General features: G+C 62.4%; 15 protein-coding genes and 1 pseudogene. 9 read left to right on the top strand and 7 right to left on the bottom strand.

All coding sequences use genetic code 11. The features are described 5' to 3' along the window. Positions 1-41 precede the first annotated feature (41 nt). Genes WKW79_RS09320 through WKW79_RS09310 form a run of 3 tightly spaced genes read left to right on the top strand, consistent with a single transcriptional unit; the run spans position 42 to position 3530 of the window. Complete coding sequence (locus tag WKW79_RS09320; protein WP_340334857.1) at positions 42-2123, top strand: molybdopterin-containing oxidoreductase family protein; 2082 nt, start codon at positions 42-44, stop codon at positions 2121-2123. After that, a complete protein-coding gene (locus WKW79_RS09315; protein WP_340334856.1) occupies positions 2120-3232 on the top strand; it encodes an aminopeptidase in 1113 nt (370 codons plus the stop codon). The genes WKW79_RS09320 and WKW79_RS09315 overlap by 4 nt, the downstream gene beginning before the upstream one ends. Continuing rightward, a complete protein-coding gene (locus WKW79_RS09310) occupies positions 3225-3530 on the top strand; it encodes a polyhydroxyalkanoic acid system family protein (RefSeq protein ID WP_340334855.1) in 306 nt (101 codons plus the stop codon). Before WKW79_RS09315 ends, WKW79_RS09310 begins: the two co-directional genes overlap by 8 nt. A gap of 7 nt (positions 3531-3537) precedes the next feature. Here the strand turns inward: WKW79_RS09310 and WKW79_RS09305 are convergent, their stop codons facing one another. Next, entirely contained in the window at positions 3538-4437 is a 900-nt protein-coding gene (locus tag WKW79_RS09305) for an AraC family transcriptional regulator (RefSeq protein WP_340334854.1), read from the bottom strand. A gap of 158 nt (positions 4438-4595) precedes the next feature. On the opposite strand from WKW79_RS09305, the gene WKW79_RS09300 reads away from it, so the two are divergent. Continuing rightward, positions 4596-5840, top strand: a complete 1245-nt coding sequence (locus WKW79_RS09300) for a CaiB/BaiF CoA transferase family protein (protein WP_340334853.1) — start codon at positions 4596-4598, stop codon at positions 5838-5840. 16 nt (positions 5841-5856) lie between these two features. Here the strand turns inward: WKW79_RS09300 and WKW79_RS09295 are convergent, their stop codons facing one another. The 4 genes from WKW79_RS09295 to WKW79_RS09280 all read right to left on the bottom strand — a co-directional run bounded on the left by WKW79_RS09295 (position 5857) and on the right by WKW79_RS09280 (position 8227). Continuing rightward, positions 5857-6111, bottom strand: a complete 255-nt coding sequence (locus tag WKW79_RS09295; RefSeq protein ID WP_340334852.1) for an acyl-CoA-binding protein — start codon at positions 6109-6111, stop codon at positions 5857-5859. A gap of 31 nt (positions 6112-6142) precedes the next feature. Continuing rightward, positions 6143-6958, bottom strand: a complete 816-nt coding sequence (locus tag WKW79_RS09290; RefSeq protein WP_422823864.1) for a tetratricopeptide repeat protein — start codon at positions 6956-6958, stop codon at positions 6143-6145. A 17-nt stretch (positions 6959-6975) separates the two neighbouring features. Then, complete coding sequence (locus WKW79_RS09285) at positions 6976-7653, bottom strand: TetR/AcrR family transcriptional regulator (protein ID WP_340334851.1); 678 nt, start codon at positions 7651-7653, stop codon at positions 6976-6978. 109 nt (positions 7654-7762) lie between these two features. Then, the gene (locus WKW79_RS09280) at positions 7763-8227 is read right to left on the bottom strand and encodes a phasin family protein (RefSeq protein WP_340334850.1); all 465 of its coding nucleotides are present in this window, start codon (positions 8225-8227) and stop codon (positions 7763-7765) included. A 298-nt stretch (positions 8228-8525) separates the two neighbouring features. Here WKW79_RS09280 and rfbB point away from each other — a divergent pair, with 298 nt between their 5' ends. The 5 genes and pseudogenes from rfbB (at position 8526) to WKW79_RS09255 (ending at position 13303) form a co-directional block, all read left to right on the top strand. Then, positions 8526-9596, top strand: a complete 1071-nt coding sequence (gene rfbB / locus WKW79_RS09275) for a dTDP-glucose 4,6-dehydratase (RefSeq protein WP_340334849.1) — start codon at positions 8526-8528, stop codon at positions 9594-9596. Continuing rightward, a complete protein-coding gene (gene rfbD / locus WKW79_RS09270; RefSeq protein WP_340334848.1) occupies positions 9593-10483 on the top strand; it encodes a dTDP-4-dehydrorhamnose reductase in 891 nt (296 codons plus the stop codon). Before rfbB ends, rfbD begins: the two co-directional genes overlap by 4 nt. A 29-nt stretch (positions 10484-10512) precedes the next feature. Further along, positions 10513-11409 carry a glucose-1-phosphate thymidylyltransferase RfbA gene (rfbA, locus tag WKW79_RS09265; protein ID WP_340334847.1) on the top strand — a complete coding sequence of 299 codons (897 nt, stop codon included), beginning with the start codon at positions 10513-10515 and terminating at the stop codon, positions 11407-11409. Next, a complete protein-coding gene (gene rfbC, locus WKW79_RS09260; RefSeq protein WP_340334846.1) occupies positions 11406-11954 on the top strand; it encodes a dTDP-4-dehydrorhamnose 3,5-epimerase in 549 nt (182 codons plus the stop codon). Before rfbA ends, rfbC begins: the two co-directional genes overlap by 4 nt. Before the next feature lie 85 nt (positions 11955-12039). Continuing rightward, a pseudogene (locus WKW79_RS09255) lies at positions 12040-13303 on the top strand (IS256 family transposase). Positions 13304-13525: 222 nt separating this feature from the next. Here the strand turns inward: WKW79_RS09255 and WKW79_RS09250 are convergent. Together WKW79_RS09250 and WKW79_RS09245 are read right to left on the bottom strand one after the other, a co-directional pair. Further along, positions 13526-15442 (bottom strand): FkbM family methyltransferase, encoded by a 1917-nt coding sequence (locus WKW79_RS09250; RefSeq protein ID WP_340334845.1) that lies wholly within the window; start codon positions 15440-15442, stop codon positions 13526-13528. Positions 15443-15692: 250 nt separating this feature from the next. After that, positions 15693-17789, bottom strand: a complete 2097-nt coding sequence (locus WKW79_RS09245; RefSeq protein ID WP_340334844.1) for a DUF6311 domain-containing protein — start codon at positions 17787-17789, stop codon at positions 15693-15695. Between the last annotated feature and the right edge of the window lie 22 nt (positions 17790-17811).

Below are 17811 nucleotides of genomic sequence, written 5' to 3'. Positions count from 1 at the left end.
TCAGCACGCAAGGTGCGTGCACAACTCACTAGACTCGCCCGATGCTTGATGCCCTGGCGCCCACCGAAAAAACTCCATTCGCCAATGCCACCGTCGTGCGCGGCGCCTGCCCGCACGACTGCCCCGACACCTGCGCGCTGGTCACCACCGTGCGGGACGGCGTCGCGGTCAAGTTGCAGGGCAACCCCGATCACAGCCATACCGCCGGCGTCCTGTGCACAAAGGTCTCGCGTTACATCGAGCGCAACGACCACCCCGAGCGCCTGACCACCCCATTGCGCCGCACCGGACCCAAGGGCTCCGGCCAGTTCGCCCCGGTCTCGTGGGACGAGGCGCTCGACGCAATCGCGGCACGCCTGAAGCTGACGAAACATTCAGATACGATTGTGCCTTACAGTTACGCTGGCACGATGGGCTTGGTGCAGGGCGAATCGATGGATCGTCGTTTTTTCCACAAGCTCGGTGCATCGCTGCTGGACCGCACCATCTGCTCGACCGCGGGTGGTGAAGCCTTAAGTTTTACGTTGGGCGGCAAGGTCGGCATGCGGGTCGAGTTCTTCGCGGAAGCGAAGCTGATCCTGATCTGGGGCAGCAACTCGATCGGCAGCAACCTGCACTTCTGGCGTCATGCGCAGGCGGCGAAGCGCAACGGCGCGCGCCTGGTCTGCATCGACCCGCGCAAGACCGAGACCGCCGACAAGTGCGACGAGCACATCGCGCTGCTGCCGGGCACCGATGCCGCACTCGCACTCGCGCTGATGCACGAACTCATCGTGCACGACTGGCTCGACCACGACTACATCGCCCGGCACACGCTGGGTTGGGAGCAATTGCGCGAACGCGCATTGCAATGGCCGCCGTCGCGCGCAGCAGCCGTCTGCGGCGTGCCCGAGGCGCAGATCGTCGCGCTGGCGCAGGCCTACGGCACCACGAAGCCGGCCGCGATCCGCATGAACTACGGCATGCAGCGCGTGCGCGGCGGCGGCAATGCGGCGCGCGCCATTGCCTGCTTGCCGGCACTGACCGGCGCCTGGCGCCATCGCGCGGGTGGCGTGCTGCTGAGCGCGACCGGCTTCTTCCCGGTCGACCGCGCCGCGCTGCAACGCCCCGACCTGCTCGCCGGCCGCACGCCGCGCACTATCAACATGACGAACATTGGCGACGCCCTGCTGGACACGGCCAACCCGATCAACGTGCTCGTGGTCTACAACAGCAACCCCGTCGCCATCGCACCCGAATCCGGCAAGGTGGTCGCCGGCTTCGCGCGCGAAGACCTGTTCACCGTGGTGCTGGAGCAGTTCCAGACCGACACTGCCGACTATGCCGACTACGTGCTGCCCGCCACCACGCAGCTCGAGCACTGGGACATCCACACCAGCTACGGCCACACGGACGTGCTGCTCAACCGCCCGGCCGTGGCCCCGCGCGGCGAGGCGCGCAGCAATGCCTGGGTGTTCCGAGAGCTGGCGCGCCGCATGGGCTTCACCGAGCCTTGCTTCAGCGACGACGACGAGGCGCTGTGCCGGCAGGCCTTTGCGCCCGACGTGATCGACTTCAACGAACTGGAAACGCAAGGCTTCACCAGCCTGAAGCTGCCCGACGCACCTTTTGCCGACGGTGGGTTTCCGACGCCGTCGGGCCGCTGCGAATTCTTCAGCGAGCGCCTGGTCGCGATGGGCCAGGACGGCTTGCCCGACCATGTGCCCAACTACGAACCCGCCGGCAGTTCGCGCGAGTTTCCGCTGGCGATGATCTCCCCGCCGGCGCGCAACTTCCTCAACTCCAGCTTCGTCAACGTGCGCAGCCTGCGGGCGATCGAGGTCGAGCCGCTGCTCGAGATCCACGCCGACGACGCAGCCGCACGCGGCATCGACGACGGCGCGATCGTGCGTGTCTTCAATGCGCGCGGTGAATACCGCTGCCGCGCCGAAGTCTCGCGCCGCGCCCGCGCCGGTGTCGTGCACGGCCTGGGCATCTGGTGGCGCAAGCTGGGCATGGACGGCACCAACGTCAACCAGCTCACCAGCCAGCGCCTCACCGACATCGGCCGCGGCCCGACCTTCTACGATTGCCTGGTGCAGGTCGAGCGCGACGACGCGCGTGTTGCCGCCACCGCATCATGACGCGCCGCCGCAAGGTCGCGTGGCTGCTGCTGGCCGTGCTGGCCGGCACGCTGGCGTCGCTCTCGGGCTGCAGCAACCTGGGCTACTACTGGCAGTCGGCCAATGGCCACCTCGACCTGATGCGCGCGGCCAAGCCCGTGCCGAAATGGCTGGCCGATCCGGGGATCTCCACCGCGCTGCGCGACAAGCTGGCGCTCACCCAGCGCATGCGGCGCTTTGCCGTGTCCGAGCTTGCGCTGCCCGACAACGCCAGCTACACCGAATACGCCGACCTGCATCGCGCCGCCGCCGTCTGGAATGTGGTGGCCGCGCCGCCTTATTCGCTCAAGCTCAAGACCTGGTGTTTTCCGGTGGCGGGTTGCGTCGGCTACAGGGGCTACTACCGCGACGCCGATGCGCTGGCGGAGGCTGAGACACAGCGCGCCGAGGGCTTCGAGGCTGGCGTGTATCCGGTCCCGGCCTACTCGACGCTGGGTTGGCTCAACTGGGCCGGCGGCGACCCGCTGCTGTCCACCTTCATCGGCTACCCCGAGGGCGAACTGGCCCGCCTCATGTTCCACGAGCTGGCGCACCAGGTGCTCTACGTGCCGGGCGACACCGCCTTCAACGAGTCCTATGCCACGGCGGTGGAACGCATCGGCGGTGCGCAATGGCTCGCCACCCAGGCCAGCGATGCGGCGCGTACCGAATACGCGCAGTTCGACCAGCGCCGCCAGCAGTTCCGCCAACTCACGCTGGAGACCCGCCGCCAGCTGGAAGCGATCTACGACGACAGCGACAACGGCACCCGCGACATGCAGGCCGTGGACGCGCGCAAGAAGGCCGCGCTGGACGACTTTCGCACGCGCTACGCAACGATGCGCGCCGGTTGGAGCGGACCGCAGCAAGGCGCATACGATCGCTGGGTTGCGCGCGCCAATAATGCGTTGTTCGGCGCGCAGGCGGTTTACGATGACCTAGTGCCGGCCTTCGAGGCGTTGTACGAGCGCGAGGGCCGCGACTGGCGACGCTTCCATGCGGCTGCCGCGAAGCTCGCCGACCTGCCGAAGAAGCAACGCGAGGAGGCCCTGAAAAACATGACTCACGAGAACGGAAAGCCCGGTGTCTGACATCCACATAGAACGCAATCACACCCTGGGGCTGGAGGGCGCGCGCGAGGTCGCGCGGGGCTGGCTCGAGAAGGTCGAGAGCGAATACGGCATGGACTGCAAGTATTCCGAAGGTTGGGTCAGCGACACCGCCAAGTTCTCGCGCCCCGGTGCGGAGGGCACGCTGCGCGTGACCGAGGACAACTTCACCCTGCGCATGACGCTGGGCTTCCTGATGGAGTCCTACGCGCGGCAGATCGAGGAGCAGATCACGCGCAACCTCGACGACTTGCTCGGCGACGCGGACACATCCGGCTGAAAGCCTGTCACGCGGCGGAGGTGTAGCCGCCCTCGCTGGATGCCGCCGCCTGCATGCGGTGGTGCCGGCGGAACTTGGAAGGCGGCATGCTTTTCTGCATCAGGAACTGGCGGTTGAAGTTCGACAGGTTGTTGAAGCCGACGTCGAGGCACACATCCAGCACCGGCCGCTCGCTGTGGGCCAGGAGTTCGCAGGCGCGGCTGATCCTCAACTCGTTCACATAGCGCACGAAGGACTGGCCGGTGTGCTTGCGGAAGGCTCGCGAGAACGCGCTGGGGCTGCGTCCCACCAGTCCGGCGAGCACCGGCTCGCGCAACTCGGTGTGCAGGTTCTGCCCGATGTGCGCCAGCACGTGGTTGATGGCATGTGACATGAAGGAGCGCGCCTCCGGCTTGTAGCTGGCGCTGGCGAGGCGGCGGCGCTGGGCGTCGGCGAACAGCAACTCGAACAGCGACAGCAGCAGCGCCACCCGGCGAAGGCCGGTGGCGCCGACCAGTTCCTCCATGATCGGCCGGGCCGCCGTCGCGGTGGCGGGGCTGAACACCAGACCCGCATTGGCCTCGCCCAGCAAGGGCGCCAATTTGCGGAACTCGGGGAAGGTACGCACCATGCCGTCGGCGAGTGCGGCGCCGAACTGCACCATGATGCCGCGCGGGTCCGCCGTGCCTTCGGCGGGCTGGTCGCTGATCCAGTTGTGCGGCAGGTCCGGGCCCATCATCACCAGGTGACCCGGCTGAAAGCGGCCGATGTGGTCGCCGACGAAGTAGACCCCCTCGGTCTCGAAGACCAGGTGGATCTCGAATTCAGGGTGAAAGTGCCAGCGCGCGGCCGGACTCGGATAGCCCACCACCTTCGCGGTGAAAGACTCTTCCCGTGACAAATTAACGACTTCTCTGTCTGGCAGCATGCCAATGCCCTCCCAAGTGCCTCCGCGTGCGAGCGCGGTTTCAAGAACTGTAGGGATGAGTGCCAAACGTCACAAGTCGCACGTCGCTAGGTGTTTTCCCTGCGTGAAGGCTTTTGGGTTACATGAAGCGGGGCTTGCCCGCATGCACACTCTCGACCATGCAAGCCACTGCCTCATCGCCCATTCGAACACCGGCCGCCGGCCCCTTATCGGGGTTGCGTGTGATTGAACTGGGCCAACTCATCGCCGGGCCGTTCGCGGCCCGCACGCTCGCCGATTTCGGCGCCGAGGTCGTCAAGATCGAGCCGCCCGGCTCGGGTGATCCGCTGCGCCAATGGCGCATGCTGAAGGACGGCACGTCCGTCTGGTGGCAGGCGCAATCGCGCAACAAGCGTTCGCTGGCCCTCGACCTGCGCGAGGCGGAGGCGCAGGCCATCGTGCGACAACTCGCCACCGAGGCCGACGTGCTGATCGAGAACTTCAGGCCGGGCGCCATGGAGGGCTGGGGCCTGGGCCCGGAAGCGCTGCACGCGTTGAACCCTTCGCTGGTCATGCTGCGCATCAGCGGCTATGGGCAGACAGGGCCCTATAAGGATCGTCCCGGCTTCGGCGTGGTCGCCGAAGCCATGGGCGGCCTGCGCCACCTGACGGGCGAGCCGGGGCGGGTGCCGGTGCGCGTGGGCGTGTCGATCGGCGACACGCTGGCCTCGCTGCATGGCGTGATCGGCGTGCTGCTGGCGTTGCAGCATCGCCACACCACGGCAAGCGCGGCGATGCCGAAAGGCCAGGGCCAGGTCATCGACGTGGCGCTGTACGAGGCCGTGTTCAATTGCATGGAAAGCCTGCTGCCCGAATACAGCGCGTTCGGCGCGGTGCGCGAGGCGGCCGGCAGCGCATTGCCGGGCATCGCGCCGACCAATGCCTATCGGTGCAGCGACGGCTATGCGATCGTGGCCGGCAACGGGGACAGCATCTTTCGTCGCCTGATGCAGTGCATCGGCCGCGCCGACCTGGCGGCCGACCCGGCACTCGCGAGCAATGCCGGTCGCGTGGCGCAGGTGGAGATGATCGACGCGGCCATCGGCGACTGGGCCGCCTCACGGACGGTCGCCGAAGTACTGGCCGCATTGGAGGCCGCGCAAGTGCCGGCGGGCCGCATCTACACGGTGGCCGACATCGCCGCCGATCCGCACTACGCGGCGCGCGGCATGCTGCAGCCGACTGCGCAGGCGGATGGCAGCATGCTCATGCTGCCCGGCTTCGTGCCCAAGTTGTCGGTGACGCCCGCCAGCCATCGGCGCGCTGCGCCGGCGCTTGGCGCGGACTCGGACGCCGTGTTGCGTGAGATGGGGTTGAACGACGAGCAGATCGCGAGCCTGCGGGCACGCGGCATCGTCGCCTGATCGGCGTGGCGATTCGTTAGCGAAGCGACTCGATCAGGTCGATGTAGCCCTGCTTCGCGTCATCCGCGCTCATGCCCTTGCGGCTGGTCCAGGCGTCCCACTTGGCGCGGGCAACGAAGTCGCTGAAGGCAGGCTTCTTCTCGGTGTTGTCACCGGCAGTGGCCTGCTTGTAGAAGCCGTAGATCTTCAAGAGGGTCGGGTTGTCCGGGCGTTCGGACAACAGTTTGGATTGCGCGTGTGCAGCTTCGAAGCGGGTCTGGATATCGGTCATGCGGCGCATTGTCTCAGCACGCTGCGTCGATTCAGTCTTCCAGCCCCGCGCGCGCCAACTCCACTTCCAGCCGCTCGCGCGCATCGATCGGCTGGATCGCTGCGGCCTTCTCGTAGAGACGGGTTGCCTCGGGCAACTGGCTGTCGCCATCCAGCATGAGCAAGCCGCGTGCGTATTCCATCAGCCCGACGGCGGAGTCGGGGTGCAGTTCCAGGCCGCGCTCGAACAGGCGCAGCGCGGCGTCGGCGCGCACGCCGTAGGTCATGCGGGCGACGAGCGGGCCGACCTTGTCGATGACCTCTGCATGGAAGACGCCCAGTTGGATGTGCGCGTCGGCATGGCCGGGCTGCAGCTCGATCACGCGCTCCAGCATGTGCTTGACCTTGCTGCCCAGGCCTTGCGCCAGCGCCCTTGCCACGCTGATGCCCTGGCTGTAGTTGCCGAGCGCGTAGGCCTGCCAATAGAGGGCATGGCAGTTGTCGGGCTCCTGCGCCAATTGGGCCGCGGCACGGTCGGCGACTTCACGGAACAAGGCCAGCCGGGTGCCTTCGCGCGGCTCGACGTAGTTGGCATAGATGGCGGTGGCCTGGTTGGCCAGCGCATGGCCTTCCAAGCTTCCGTGCGCCAGGCCCACGGCGGCCGCGCGCTCGAAATCTCCGCTGTGGTACAGCGCCCAGCCTTCGGCCAGCGACCCGGGCGCAGGCGGCGGCAGGCACTGGCCGGCATGCAGCCGCGTCCAGTGCCGGAGCAGGTCGCCGGCCTCGAAGCGCACGACGTCGGTGTAGGGCAAGGGCGTCCACGGGCGCGCCGTGGGTCCCGCAGGCGTCAACAGCGACTGGGCACGGATGTTGGCGGGAGGAGTGGTCAAGCTGTCAGGGCCTCGTCTTCATCGGGGGCATAGGCATCACTCAATGTCAGAAGATAGCTGCGCTGCATGGGCGCCAGGTAGGGCGCCAGCAGGTGCAGCGTGTGCAGGCCGCCGCGCAAGAGCGCGGCCTGGGCGTGCGCCGGCTCCAGTGCTTCGCGCGGGTTGCGCACGTATTCGTAGCTGAGCCAGTAGGTCAGCACCACGACCATGCTGCGCGACAGCGCCTCCACCTCGCGCAGGTCGATCTCCAGGTGGCCGGCGCGGGCCATGCCGGCCAGCAGCGCGCGGATGGCGCGGGCCTTGTTGTCGAGCACGAGCTGGAAGCGGGTTTCGAGCAGGCGGTTCTTGCTGAGCAGGTCGTTCAGGTCGCGGTAGAGGAAGCGGTAGCGCCAGATCAGTTCGAACAGGCTGTGCATGAAGAACCAGGCGTCCTCCACGTCGTTCACGCCTTCGGCGGCATTCAGCAGTTCGTTCAGCTCCTGTTCGTAGTCCTCGTACAGGCGGTTGATCAGCGCGTCCTTGGCCGGGTAGTGGTAGTACAGGTTGCCGGGGCTGATGCCGAGTTCGGCCGCGACGAGCGTGGTCGACACGTTCGGTTCGCCGAAGCGGTTGAACAGGTCGAGCGACGCCTCCAGGATGCGTTGCGCAGTTCGGCGTGGCGCCTTCTTGGCCATGTCGTTGTCCCGGTTTTTGACTCTGGAGGGACTCTAGCGCAAACCGTGCAGCATGCGGCGCGGGCCGGCGGCTGAATCCCGGATGCGCCCGAGCGCGGTCCGTTGGCGATCAGCGATCGGCAGGACCGCTGCGCTTGACGCGCCGCACCGGGACTTTTTTCGCTGCCGTCTTGGCCGTGCGGGCCGGCGCCTTGCGGCTGGCCAGTTCGGCTTCGAGCTCCGCCACGCGCGCCTGCAGCGCCGTCAACTCGGCGGCCGAGGGCATGCCGAGCTTTTCGAGGGCACGCGCCACGCGGTCCTCGAAGATGTTCTCCAGCTTGCCCCATTGGCCGACCGCCTTGGCGCCGAACTCGCTGGCGAACCCGGCCATGCGGGTCTGCGCCTGTGCGAGCGTTTCCTCGGCCGCTTGCTGGGTCTTCTTCTGCAGGCCCGTGCCGTCCTTCACCAGCGCCTCGAAGGCCTTGGCGCCTTCCTGCTGCGCCTTGGCGAAGGCGCCCAGGCCGGCCAGCCAGATCTGCTGAGCGGATTCCTTGATGCGGTCGGCTGCTTTGTCATCGTCTTTGGGGGTCGCCATTTGTCCAATTTCCTTCAGGGGCGGTTGTTGCAATACTGGCTGCGCTCCGGCCCGTTGACGCGGGGGCGGGCCATCGTACGCCGCGGCGATGGCGCAAGCGCTTCTTGATTGTGCTTGCGCTGCCGTGCCCTTGGGCGTTCCGCCGCCGGATCACCCTCGCAAGTGCTGGAACCAGCATGTTCGCGAAGGGACAGACCGGTGGCAATGTGGCACGGCCACGCGTGTTCAGGGCAGGGATAATCGCCTGCTCGCCGGCTGGGAGACAGCCGGTTTCAATTTTTTGCATCCAGGGGACTCCATGATTCTGGTTACCGGCGGCGCGGGCTTCATCGGCGCCAACTTCGTTCTCGACTGGGTCGAGCAGGGCAGCGAACCCGTTGTCAATCTGGACAAGCTGACCTATGCCGGCAACCCCGAGACGCTCGCCTCGCTCGCAGGCAATCCGCGGCACTTCTTCGTGCAGGGCGACATCGGCGACAGCGCGCTGGTCGACAAGCTCCTGGCCGAGCACAAGCCGCGCGCGGTGGTGAACTTCGCGGCGGAGTCGCATGTGGACCGCTCGATCCACGGGCCCGAGGACTTCGTGCAGACCAACGTGCTCGGCACCTTCCGCCTGCTCGAATCGGTGCGCGGCTACTGGTCGGCCCTGCCGGCGGAGCAGCAGGCGGCGTTCCGCTTCCTGCATGTGTCGACCGACGAGGTCTACGGCTCGCTGTCGGCCACCGACCCGGCCTTCACGGAAGACAACAAGTACGAGCCCAACAGCCCGTACTCCGCCAGCAAGGCCGCGAGCGACCACCTGGTGCGTGCCTGGCACCACACCTACAAGCTGCCGGTGGTCACCACCAACTGCTCGAACAACTACGGCCCCTTCCACTTCCCGGAAAAGCTCATCCCGCTCATGATCGTCAACGCACTCGCCGGCAAGCCGCTGCCGGTGTATGGCGACGGCATGCAGGTGCGCGACTGGCTCTATGTCAAGGACCATTGCAGCGCCATCCGCCGCGTGCTGGAGGCGGGCCGCCTGGGCGAGACCTACAACGTCGGCGGCTGGAACGAGAAGCCCAACATCGAGATCGTCAACACGGTCTGCGCCTTGCTCGACGAATTGCAGCCGCGTGCCGACGGCAAGCCTTACGCGGCGCAGATCAGCTACGTCACCGACCGTCCCGGCCACGACCGCCGCTACGCCATCGACGCACGCAAGCTGGAGCGCGAACTCGGCTGGAAGCCGGCGGAGACCTTCGACACGGGCATCCGCAAGACCGTCGAGTGGTACTTGGCCAACGGCGAATGGGTGCGCAACGTGCAGAGCGGCGCGTACCGCGAGTGGGTGCAGAAGCAGTACGACACCAAGGCAGCCGCATGAAGATCCTGCTGCTGGGCAAGGGCGGGCAGGTGGGCTGGGAGTTGCAGCGCAGCCTGGCGCCTCTGGGTGAGTTGGTGGCCCTGGATTCACACAGCACCGAATACCACGCCGACTTCAGCCACCCTGAGCTACTGGCCGAGACGGTCCACAAGGTGCGCCCCGACGTCGTCGTGAACGCCGCCGCGCACACCGCAGTCGACAGGGCCGAGAGCGAACCCGAACTCGCACGCAAGCTCAACGCGACAGCGCCCGGCGTGCTGGCCGAAGCGGCGCAGGCGATTGGCGCGCTGATGGTCCATTACTCCACCGACTATGTCTTCGACGGCAGCGGCACCGCGCCCTGGCGCGAGGACAGTGCCACCGGCCCGCTGAGCGTCTACGGCCAGACCAAGCTCGAAGGCGAACAGCTCGTGGCCCGGCACTGCGCCCGGCACCTGATCTTTCGCACCAGCTGGGTCTATGCCGCGCGCGGCGGCAACTTCGCCAAGACCATGCTGCGGCTTGCGAAGGAGCGGGACCGCCTCACCGTCATCGACGATCAGGTCGGTGCGCCGACCGGCGCCGAGCTGCTGGCCGACGTGACGGCACATGCCATCCGCGACACGCTGCGCGACGCGTCCAAGGCCGGCCTCTATCACGTGGTGGCCGGCGGCGAGACGACCTGGAACGGCTATGCGCGCTATGTGCTCGCGCAGGCGCAGGTCGCGGGCGTCGAGCTGAAGGCATCGCCCGACACGGTCGACCCCGTGCCGACCCGCGCCTTCCCGACGCCGGCCACACGGCCGCACAACTCACGGCTGGACACGGGCAAGTTCCGGTCCGCCTTTGGCCTCGACCTGCCGCACTGGCAGGCGGGCGTGGCGCGCATGCTGCGCGAGACACTTTGACAGAACCCGGGACAACACGAAGAAGAACCATGACAACAACGACAAAGCGCAAGGGCATCATCCTGGCCGGCGGCTCCGGCACCCGCCTGCATCCGGCCACGCTGGCCATGAGCAAGCAACTATTGCCGGTGTACGACAAGCCGATGATCTACTACCCCCTGAGCACGCTGATGCTCGGCGGCATGCGCGACATCCTCATCATCAGCACGCCGCAGGACACGCCGCGCTTCCAGCAACTGCTGGGCGACGGCAGCCAGTGGGGCATCAACCTCCAGTACGCGGTGCAGCCCAGCCCCGACGGCCTGGCCCAAGCCTTCATCATCGGCGACAACTTCCTGGGCGATGCCCCCAGCGCGCTGGTGCTCGGCGACAACATCTTCTACGGCCATGACCTGGGTCCCCTGCTGGCGGATGCCGACGCCAAGGACAGTGGTGCCACCGTGTTCGCCTATCACGTGCAGGATCCCGAGCGCTACGGCGTGGTCGCGTTCGACGCGAAGGGCAAGGCCAGCAGCATCGAGGAAAAGCCGCTGCAGCCCAAGAGCAACTATGCGGTGACCGGCCTGTATTTCTACGACAACCAGGTCGTCGACATTGCCAAGGCCGTGAAGCCGAGTGCGCGCGGCGAACTGGAGATCACGGCCGTCAACCAGGCGTATCTCGACCTGCAGAAGCTCAACGTGCAGATCATGCAGCGCGGCTATGCGTGGTTGGACACGGGCACCCACGACAGCCTGCTGGAGGCGGGGCAATTCATCGCGACGCTGGAGCACCGGCAGGGACTCAAGATCGCCTGCCCGGAAGAGATTGCCTGGCGCCACGGCTTCATCGACAACGAGCAACTCGCCAAGCTCGCCGGCCCGCTGGAGAAGAGCGGCTACGGGAAGTATCTGAAGCACCTGCTGACCGACGAGGTGCGCTCGTGAAGGCAACGCCGACCGCGATCCCGGAAGTCATCGTCATCGAGCCGAAGGTGTTCGGCGACGAGCGCGGCTTCTTCTACGAAAGCTTCAACCAGAAGGCCTTCGACGAGGCCGTGGGGCAGCACGTCGAGTTCGTGCAGGACAACCATTCGCGCTCGGCGAAAGGGGTGCTGCGCGGATTGCACTACCAGATCCAGCAGCCGCAGGGGAAGCTGGTGCGCTGCGTGCGCGGGGCTGTGTTTGACGTGGCGGTGGATATTCGGAAGTCTTCGCCGACGTTTGGGAAGTGGGTGGGGGTGGAACTCAGCGAGGCGAATCACAAGCAGCTTTGGGTGCCTGTGGGGTTTGCGCATGGGTTTCTGGTGTTGAGTGAATCGGCGGAGTTTTTGTACAAGACGACGGATTTTTATGCGCCGGCGTACGAGCGGTGCATTGCTTGGGACGATGCCGAGGTTGGCGTCGAATGGCCGGACATCCAGCTTGCGCCAGTCTTGTCCTCAAAGGATGCGCAGGGCGTGTCGCTTGAGGCGAGCGAGAGGTTTGATTGATCGGGGCGGCCGGTCTCGCAAGGCGCGGTTGCGAGCCTGTCCTGAATTTTGTGTTCGAGGCATAGCATGACGACCAGGAGCATGTATGCCAGTAAGCAAGGCAAAAGCGAAGAATGCGGCGATCGCCGCTCGGATGGCGGCGCTGCCGTCGATTCCCAAGGAATTGATTGACCAGTTCGTCACCGGCCCCATGACCGGTGAGGCCGTCAACGAGGCGACGGCCGCGTTCAAGAAGGCGCTCATCGAGCTACCCCAATGGCGCGAGCAAGCCCGAGGCCAGTGGCGCCAACCAGCGCAACGGCAGGAGCGCCAAGACCGTTCTGGCCGGTGACGGACCGCTGCGCATCGAGGTGCCGCGCGACCGCGCCGGCAGCTTCGAGCCCGTGCTCATCCCCAAGCACGAACGCCGCTTCACCGGCTTCGACGACAAGATCGTGGCCATGTACGCACGCGGCATGACCATGCGCGAGATCCAGGGCTTCCTGCAGGAGAGCTACGGCGTGGAGGTCTCGCCGGAATTCATCAGCTCGGTCACCGACGCCGTCATGGCCGAGGTTGGCGCCTGGCATGCTCGCCCGCTGGAGCCGATGTATCCGGTGATCTTCTTCGACGCGCTGCGCGTGAAGATCAAGAAGGACGCGGTGGTGCGCAACAAGGCCATCTACCTGGACCTGGGCGTGCTGCCCGACGGCACGCGCGACATCCTGGGTCTGTGGATCGAGGGCACCGAGGGGGCCAAATTCTGGATGAAGGTGTTCAATGACCTGAAGACGCGCGGCGTCAACGACATCCTCATTGCCGTCACCGATGGCTTGAAGGGCATGCCCGAGGCGTTGGCGGCGGTGTATCCGGCCACCACGCTGCAGACGTGCATCGTGCACCTGATTCGCAACTCGATGGACTACGCAAGCTGGAAGAATCGCAAGCTGCTGGCCGCAGCCATCAAACCGATCTACACGGCCGCCAGCGCCGAAGCGGCGGAGGCAGAGCTGGACGCCTTCGCGCAAGGCCCTTGGGGCGCCAAGTTCCCCACCGTGGTGGCGGCCTGGCGCCGGGCGTGGGACCGGGTGATTCCGTTCTTCGCGTTCCCGCCGTCCATCCGCCGGGTGATCTACACGACCAACGCCATCGAGAGCATCAACGCGCAACTGCGCAAGATCATCAAGTCGCGCGGGCACTTCCCCAATGATGACGCAGCCTCCAAACTGCTGTGGCTGGCGCTGCGCAACATCACGGCCGACTGGGGGCGAGCGGCGCACAACTGGAAGGAGGCGATGAACCAGTTCGCGATCCTCTATGAAGAGCGCTTCATGAATGCGGCCCAAGGCAACGCAAAATCAGGAGGTTGAACCATGGGTACATGGCTCAACCCGGGCGCCTCCGGCGGCCTGGCAGGGGCCTGAAGACATAAAAGTGAAATCAGTCGAGAGCAAATTCAATAACCGGCCTCGAACACAAAAATCCTGACAGCTCCTTGATGGGTGTGGCAAGGCCACTCGGCGTGGCTTCTTTCCGAGATCAATGGAAGCCATGAGCCGAGTGATGAGCTCTAATACAACGCCCGAACGCTATTACGCGTCCCCTGAGATCAGGGCGCGAACGCTCTCGAGTCTTCCACTAAATGGATGAATCGCCAAGATATTGATGAACGCCTGCGACTCGACCGTCAGGACTGTGTTCAGCAGCTGCTGCATCATAGGGGTAGTGATTAGATAGAGCTTTGGGCGCTCTTCGTTGACCTCATACATCTCATAGCCCAGAGAACACAACTGGTGCCACAAGTCAAGCGCGTTGTCGCCAGACGATGTTAGTCCGTAAGGCCAAAACTCCAAAATCATAGTTGGACGCCACCCTTCTGCAAAAAGATTGCGCGCACCGCGAATGATTTGCCCCTCAGACCCTTGCGTATCCGACTTGATTATGTCAGGTAGCCGCTCCTCCTGACGCAGGATCGTGTCCAAAGGATTAAGTGGAACTTCAATCGCCTGACGGGCTTCGCCATCGTCGAATAGATGGTGATCGCCCATGTTGAAACTCGACAGAAAGAGCTTCACCAAGCCGGTTCGGTCGCCAACAGCCTCTTGGCGCGCGATAATCGATGGCCCAGGTAAGCAGCGCGCGAGGTTACGCTTGAGGATCTCATAGTTACTGGGGTCAGGTTCATACGTTAGCAGACGGCCGTCCTTGCCAATTACCTTTGACGCAATGACGCCGTACCACCCGATATTTCCGCCGAGATCAAGGATGAAGTCACTTGGTCGCGCAAGGCGCCGCAGAACGTCGGTCTCGAAGGGCTCCCAATGGCCGTCAGTTGCCAGTTGCGTTGAAATGTATCGATCTTCGCGTGAATGGATCTCAAAGTCGAAAGGATCGATGCCGAATACGCGAGCCTCTACAATTCGAGTAACGATTGGGGGCGATACCTGTTGGAGACGTTCACGTCGTTCCGCATCCGCGCAGACCTGACGCAGCCATTTCATGCTCGACCCGTGACCGCGCGTCCCGCACAGCCAATATCTGGGCGGCTGGAAGAGCTTTGAGGGCTCGTAGACAGTGAACGGCGCAATAAGATCATTGCGTACAAAAAAGGCATTCGCCCCGCTTAGATTGCAGGCGACCAGCGTGTAGCCCGGCAGAACCTCTATCCAAGCTTGCAGCGAAGCACCATAGAAATCGTCGTTGCCCCATACATGATTTTCTCTGTATTTCATGACTAGCGACGTGGGCGGTGGAAATTTCGAGTTGTATTCGACACACAACAGTTTCGGGCTAATTAACTCCAACGTACGAGCTACTAGATGCGCGTCATTGCCATCGACGTCGAACGTGAGTAGGTCGGGATTTTTTGTTCCTAGAAAACCTGTGAACTCGCAAATAATTGGATCGAGAGTCGCGAGCGTTGCATATTCTTCTTTTACCAGAAGATTTGGAAACCTTAGTGAGCCAAGCGCTTCGCCGATTCGCGCGATCTTATCGGAGGCGCCGTCGAGCCAGCATCCACGGTACAAGTCAATTAGCAGTTGGTGGGTATTGTTTTCAAGACCATCTGCGCAACCCACTTCAATGAACGTCTTGGATGGCTTAGAAACTTGTGCGATCCGAGCCAAACACTCTCGAATAATTCCGTCTTCATCGCACTGAGAGTATGAGTTCCACCCATGGAGCGCCACGTTATCTGGTGTTTCTCTACGAATCTGCCGCAAAAGCGGAGCAAACTCTACCGCCCCCTGTCGTAGTGAGTCCGCAAATTGCTCGCCCTTGACCGTCGCTGTAAGATCTTCCAATCGAGTAGACAGATTGCTGGCACATTTTGTCGCTGTACGATCAAGAATCGCAAGCTGCGCATGGATTGCCGAAAGCTCGCTCCTGAACTCTTGTTCTGTCAAGGATGTGTTGCGGTCTGCGAGCATGCCGACTGAACGCTCGGTCGAGAGAATCGCGGCATAAAGTTTGACAAGTTGGCGAAATGGTGTTCGTGTATAGCTCATTTGCATTGACTTAATCAAGGTCTGCGCGGGGGATCGAACTGAAACTGAGCCGACCAATCTCGACGCCTCCTAGGAAACTCGCAGTCACATGTCGCGCACATGAAGATAAGGTTCTCGACGGCCATAGTTGTGAATTGATAAAATGGTCCGAGCTCTGCTTGCGGTAAAGCGTCGCGCTCGCAGGGTGGCGCAGAAACGCATTGTGTCGCTACTATTGATTTGGAACTCTTTGATCGCTTCTGCCACGCCGTTAGTGCACAGTAAGGGCCAATATTCCAATTCCTAAATTCCTCGAATCATCGGAAATTCCAAGCGCTAGTGGCGACACACTATTGGAAAGTTTGAATTGCACCGGCAGACGACGGTCGTAACCATTTGAATCAATTGCTGACCGCGGAATTTCGATTTCTACTATGTTTCTGTCTGGCGACGTAACCTCAAATTTCCGAATTGACATGCCGCCGATAACCACTTCTACTGATTGCTTTGGGTGAGCTTTGCTCACAAAGGCGAACCACTCTATAGTCAAAGATTCCGGAATGCGATCGCCCAATGGGATTATCAATTCTGCCGTAGACCCGTCGCTCCAATTACCCCATTTCTCCGGATTCGACCAGCCGGAACCGAGATAGTTGCTGCCCTCGCCGCCGTCATTCGTCAGCATGCGCTTTCCTGGTGTCCAGCGCGGTAGTGCTGCCTCCTCGCCAAGATTGGGGCATAGGCGGCACTCCTTCCAACCAGGAACAAGAACATGTAGGCCGCCTACATTTGTAAGCAAATCAGTCGGACGGGGGCCTCTTATCAATATAGAGCGAAAACTCGTTTCATCAAAAAAATAAATGGAGTCGCGCTCGAAAAGTCCGTATGTCAAAATACGCTGTGCATTCGATCTTGCCTCTGCGAGAGCGACCGAACTCACTCGTGCAAGATAGACGGCATCTGTAGAGAGTCCGTTTGTCACGGCAAAGGACGCTATCGTCTTCCAGTTCTCTGAAACGTTGGAGGGTTGGATCCATCTTGCTTTTAGACGGTGAGTGGCAGCTAAATTTAAATCACTATTTGTTAGAGAGCTGTCAACTAATCGCGATGCCGGAATCATGAGATTTGCACGAATCTTGCTGTATGCGGAATGGGCGTCCACAATTTGGAGGATAATTGCAATTATTAGGAGACGCGTGCCGACTGTCGGATATCCTCTTACGACAAAATAAACCATTGCCATCAAAATGCCGTAAAATACGGGCCAATACATTCGACCGGAGGAGCGAAAAATGCCAGCGATTCTCAAAAACCAGTCAGGCATAGGGATGTCAAATTCTTTGCTTGCAATGCCTATATTGTGAGATATTGCGAATAAGGATAACAAAACAAAGACGATAAACAGAAAACGAAATCTTAAAATCTTCGCGGACAAAAGTGTTGGCGTCTTCAACAACACAGGAATCGCAAAAACTCCGAGCAATATTACTCCGAGTCCAAGATAATTGAAGCCTTCATATTCGCCTGGACTTTCGGGAATGTCTTTAAGGACGTAAGACCAGCCGCTCGGATCCAGCAGGGCCAGCAAATTCATTCGATAGTATCCAAACCCTCCGGCGGCAAGATCGTTTGATACGACAAAATACCCCGCCTGCCATGCGACTAAGAGAGTAACAGCAACCGCAATTACGAACTCAAGGCCCGCTGATCGCAGTGGTGTGACACGATCAAAAACGCGCTGTAATAAGTTGAAGAACCAAAGCGCTCCTACCATTGCAAGTAGATACGAATGCGTAAGCGCTGCGACAGCAAGCAATGCAATCCATTTTGCCGGCCGCGAGGGTAGTGATCGGGCGAGAGTAAGATAGAGCGCGGCGAGAATTTGAAAATGCGCAACTAAATTTAGATGGCCATTTAAGCGCCACATCATGGGAGGGGAAAATACAAAAAGCCCGGTCGCAGCGAGTCGCGCGTTGGTGCTCTCGCAGAAAAGACCCGCAATTTTCCAACCGAACCATGCCTGCAGCAAAAAGCAAGCAAGCAACCAAAATCCGAAGTACTGAAAAGTCGCGGGAAGGATCAAGTCAAAAGGTTTGAAGAGAAAGGCAAGGAGCGGATTTGAGTCTGAGTAGACTATTGAGCTTGACAGCTCCAATCCATAGCTAGGATTTAATCCTATTGGAAATGTCCAGGGAGACTTTCTGAAGAACGCCCAACCCAAGTAATGAGCGGCAGGGTCGCCTGAAGAAAGCCAAGCCACATTTTGTACGTTCAAAACGCGCGGGCCGACAACAAGGAGGAACGCGCATAGTCCAAAAGCAATTGGTGCGAGGTTGCTGTTAAAGCACTTCCGGAGGAGTAGGTTCATTGGGTGTTGCCTTACCATTGGT

This window comes from Variovorax robiniae (genome assembly GCF_037889955.1).
Taxonomy (GTDB): domain Bacteria; phylum Pseudomonadota; class Gammaproteobacteria; order Burkholderiales; family Burkholderiaceae_C; genus Variovorax; species Variovorax robiniae.
The sequence above is the reverse complement of the archived record's forward strand: the minus strand, read 5'-3'. Positions and strand labels throughout refer to the sequence as shown.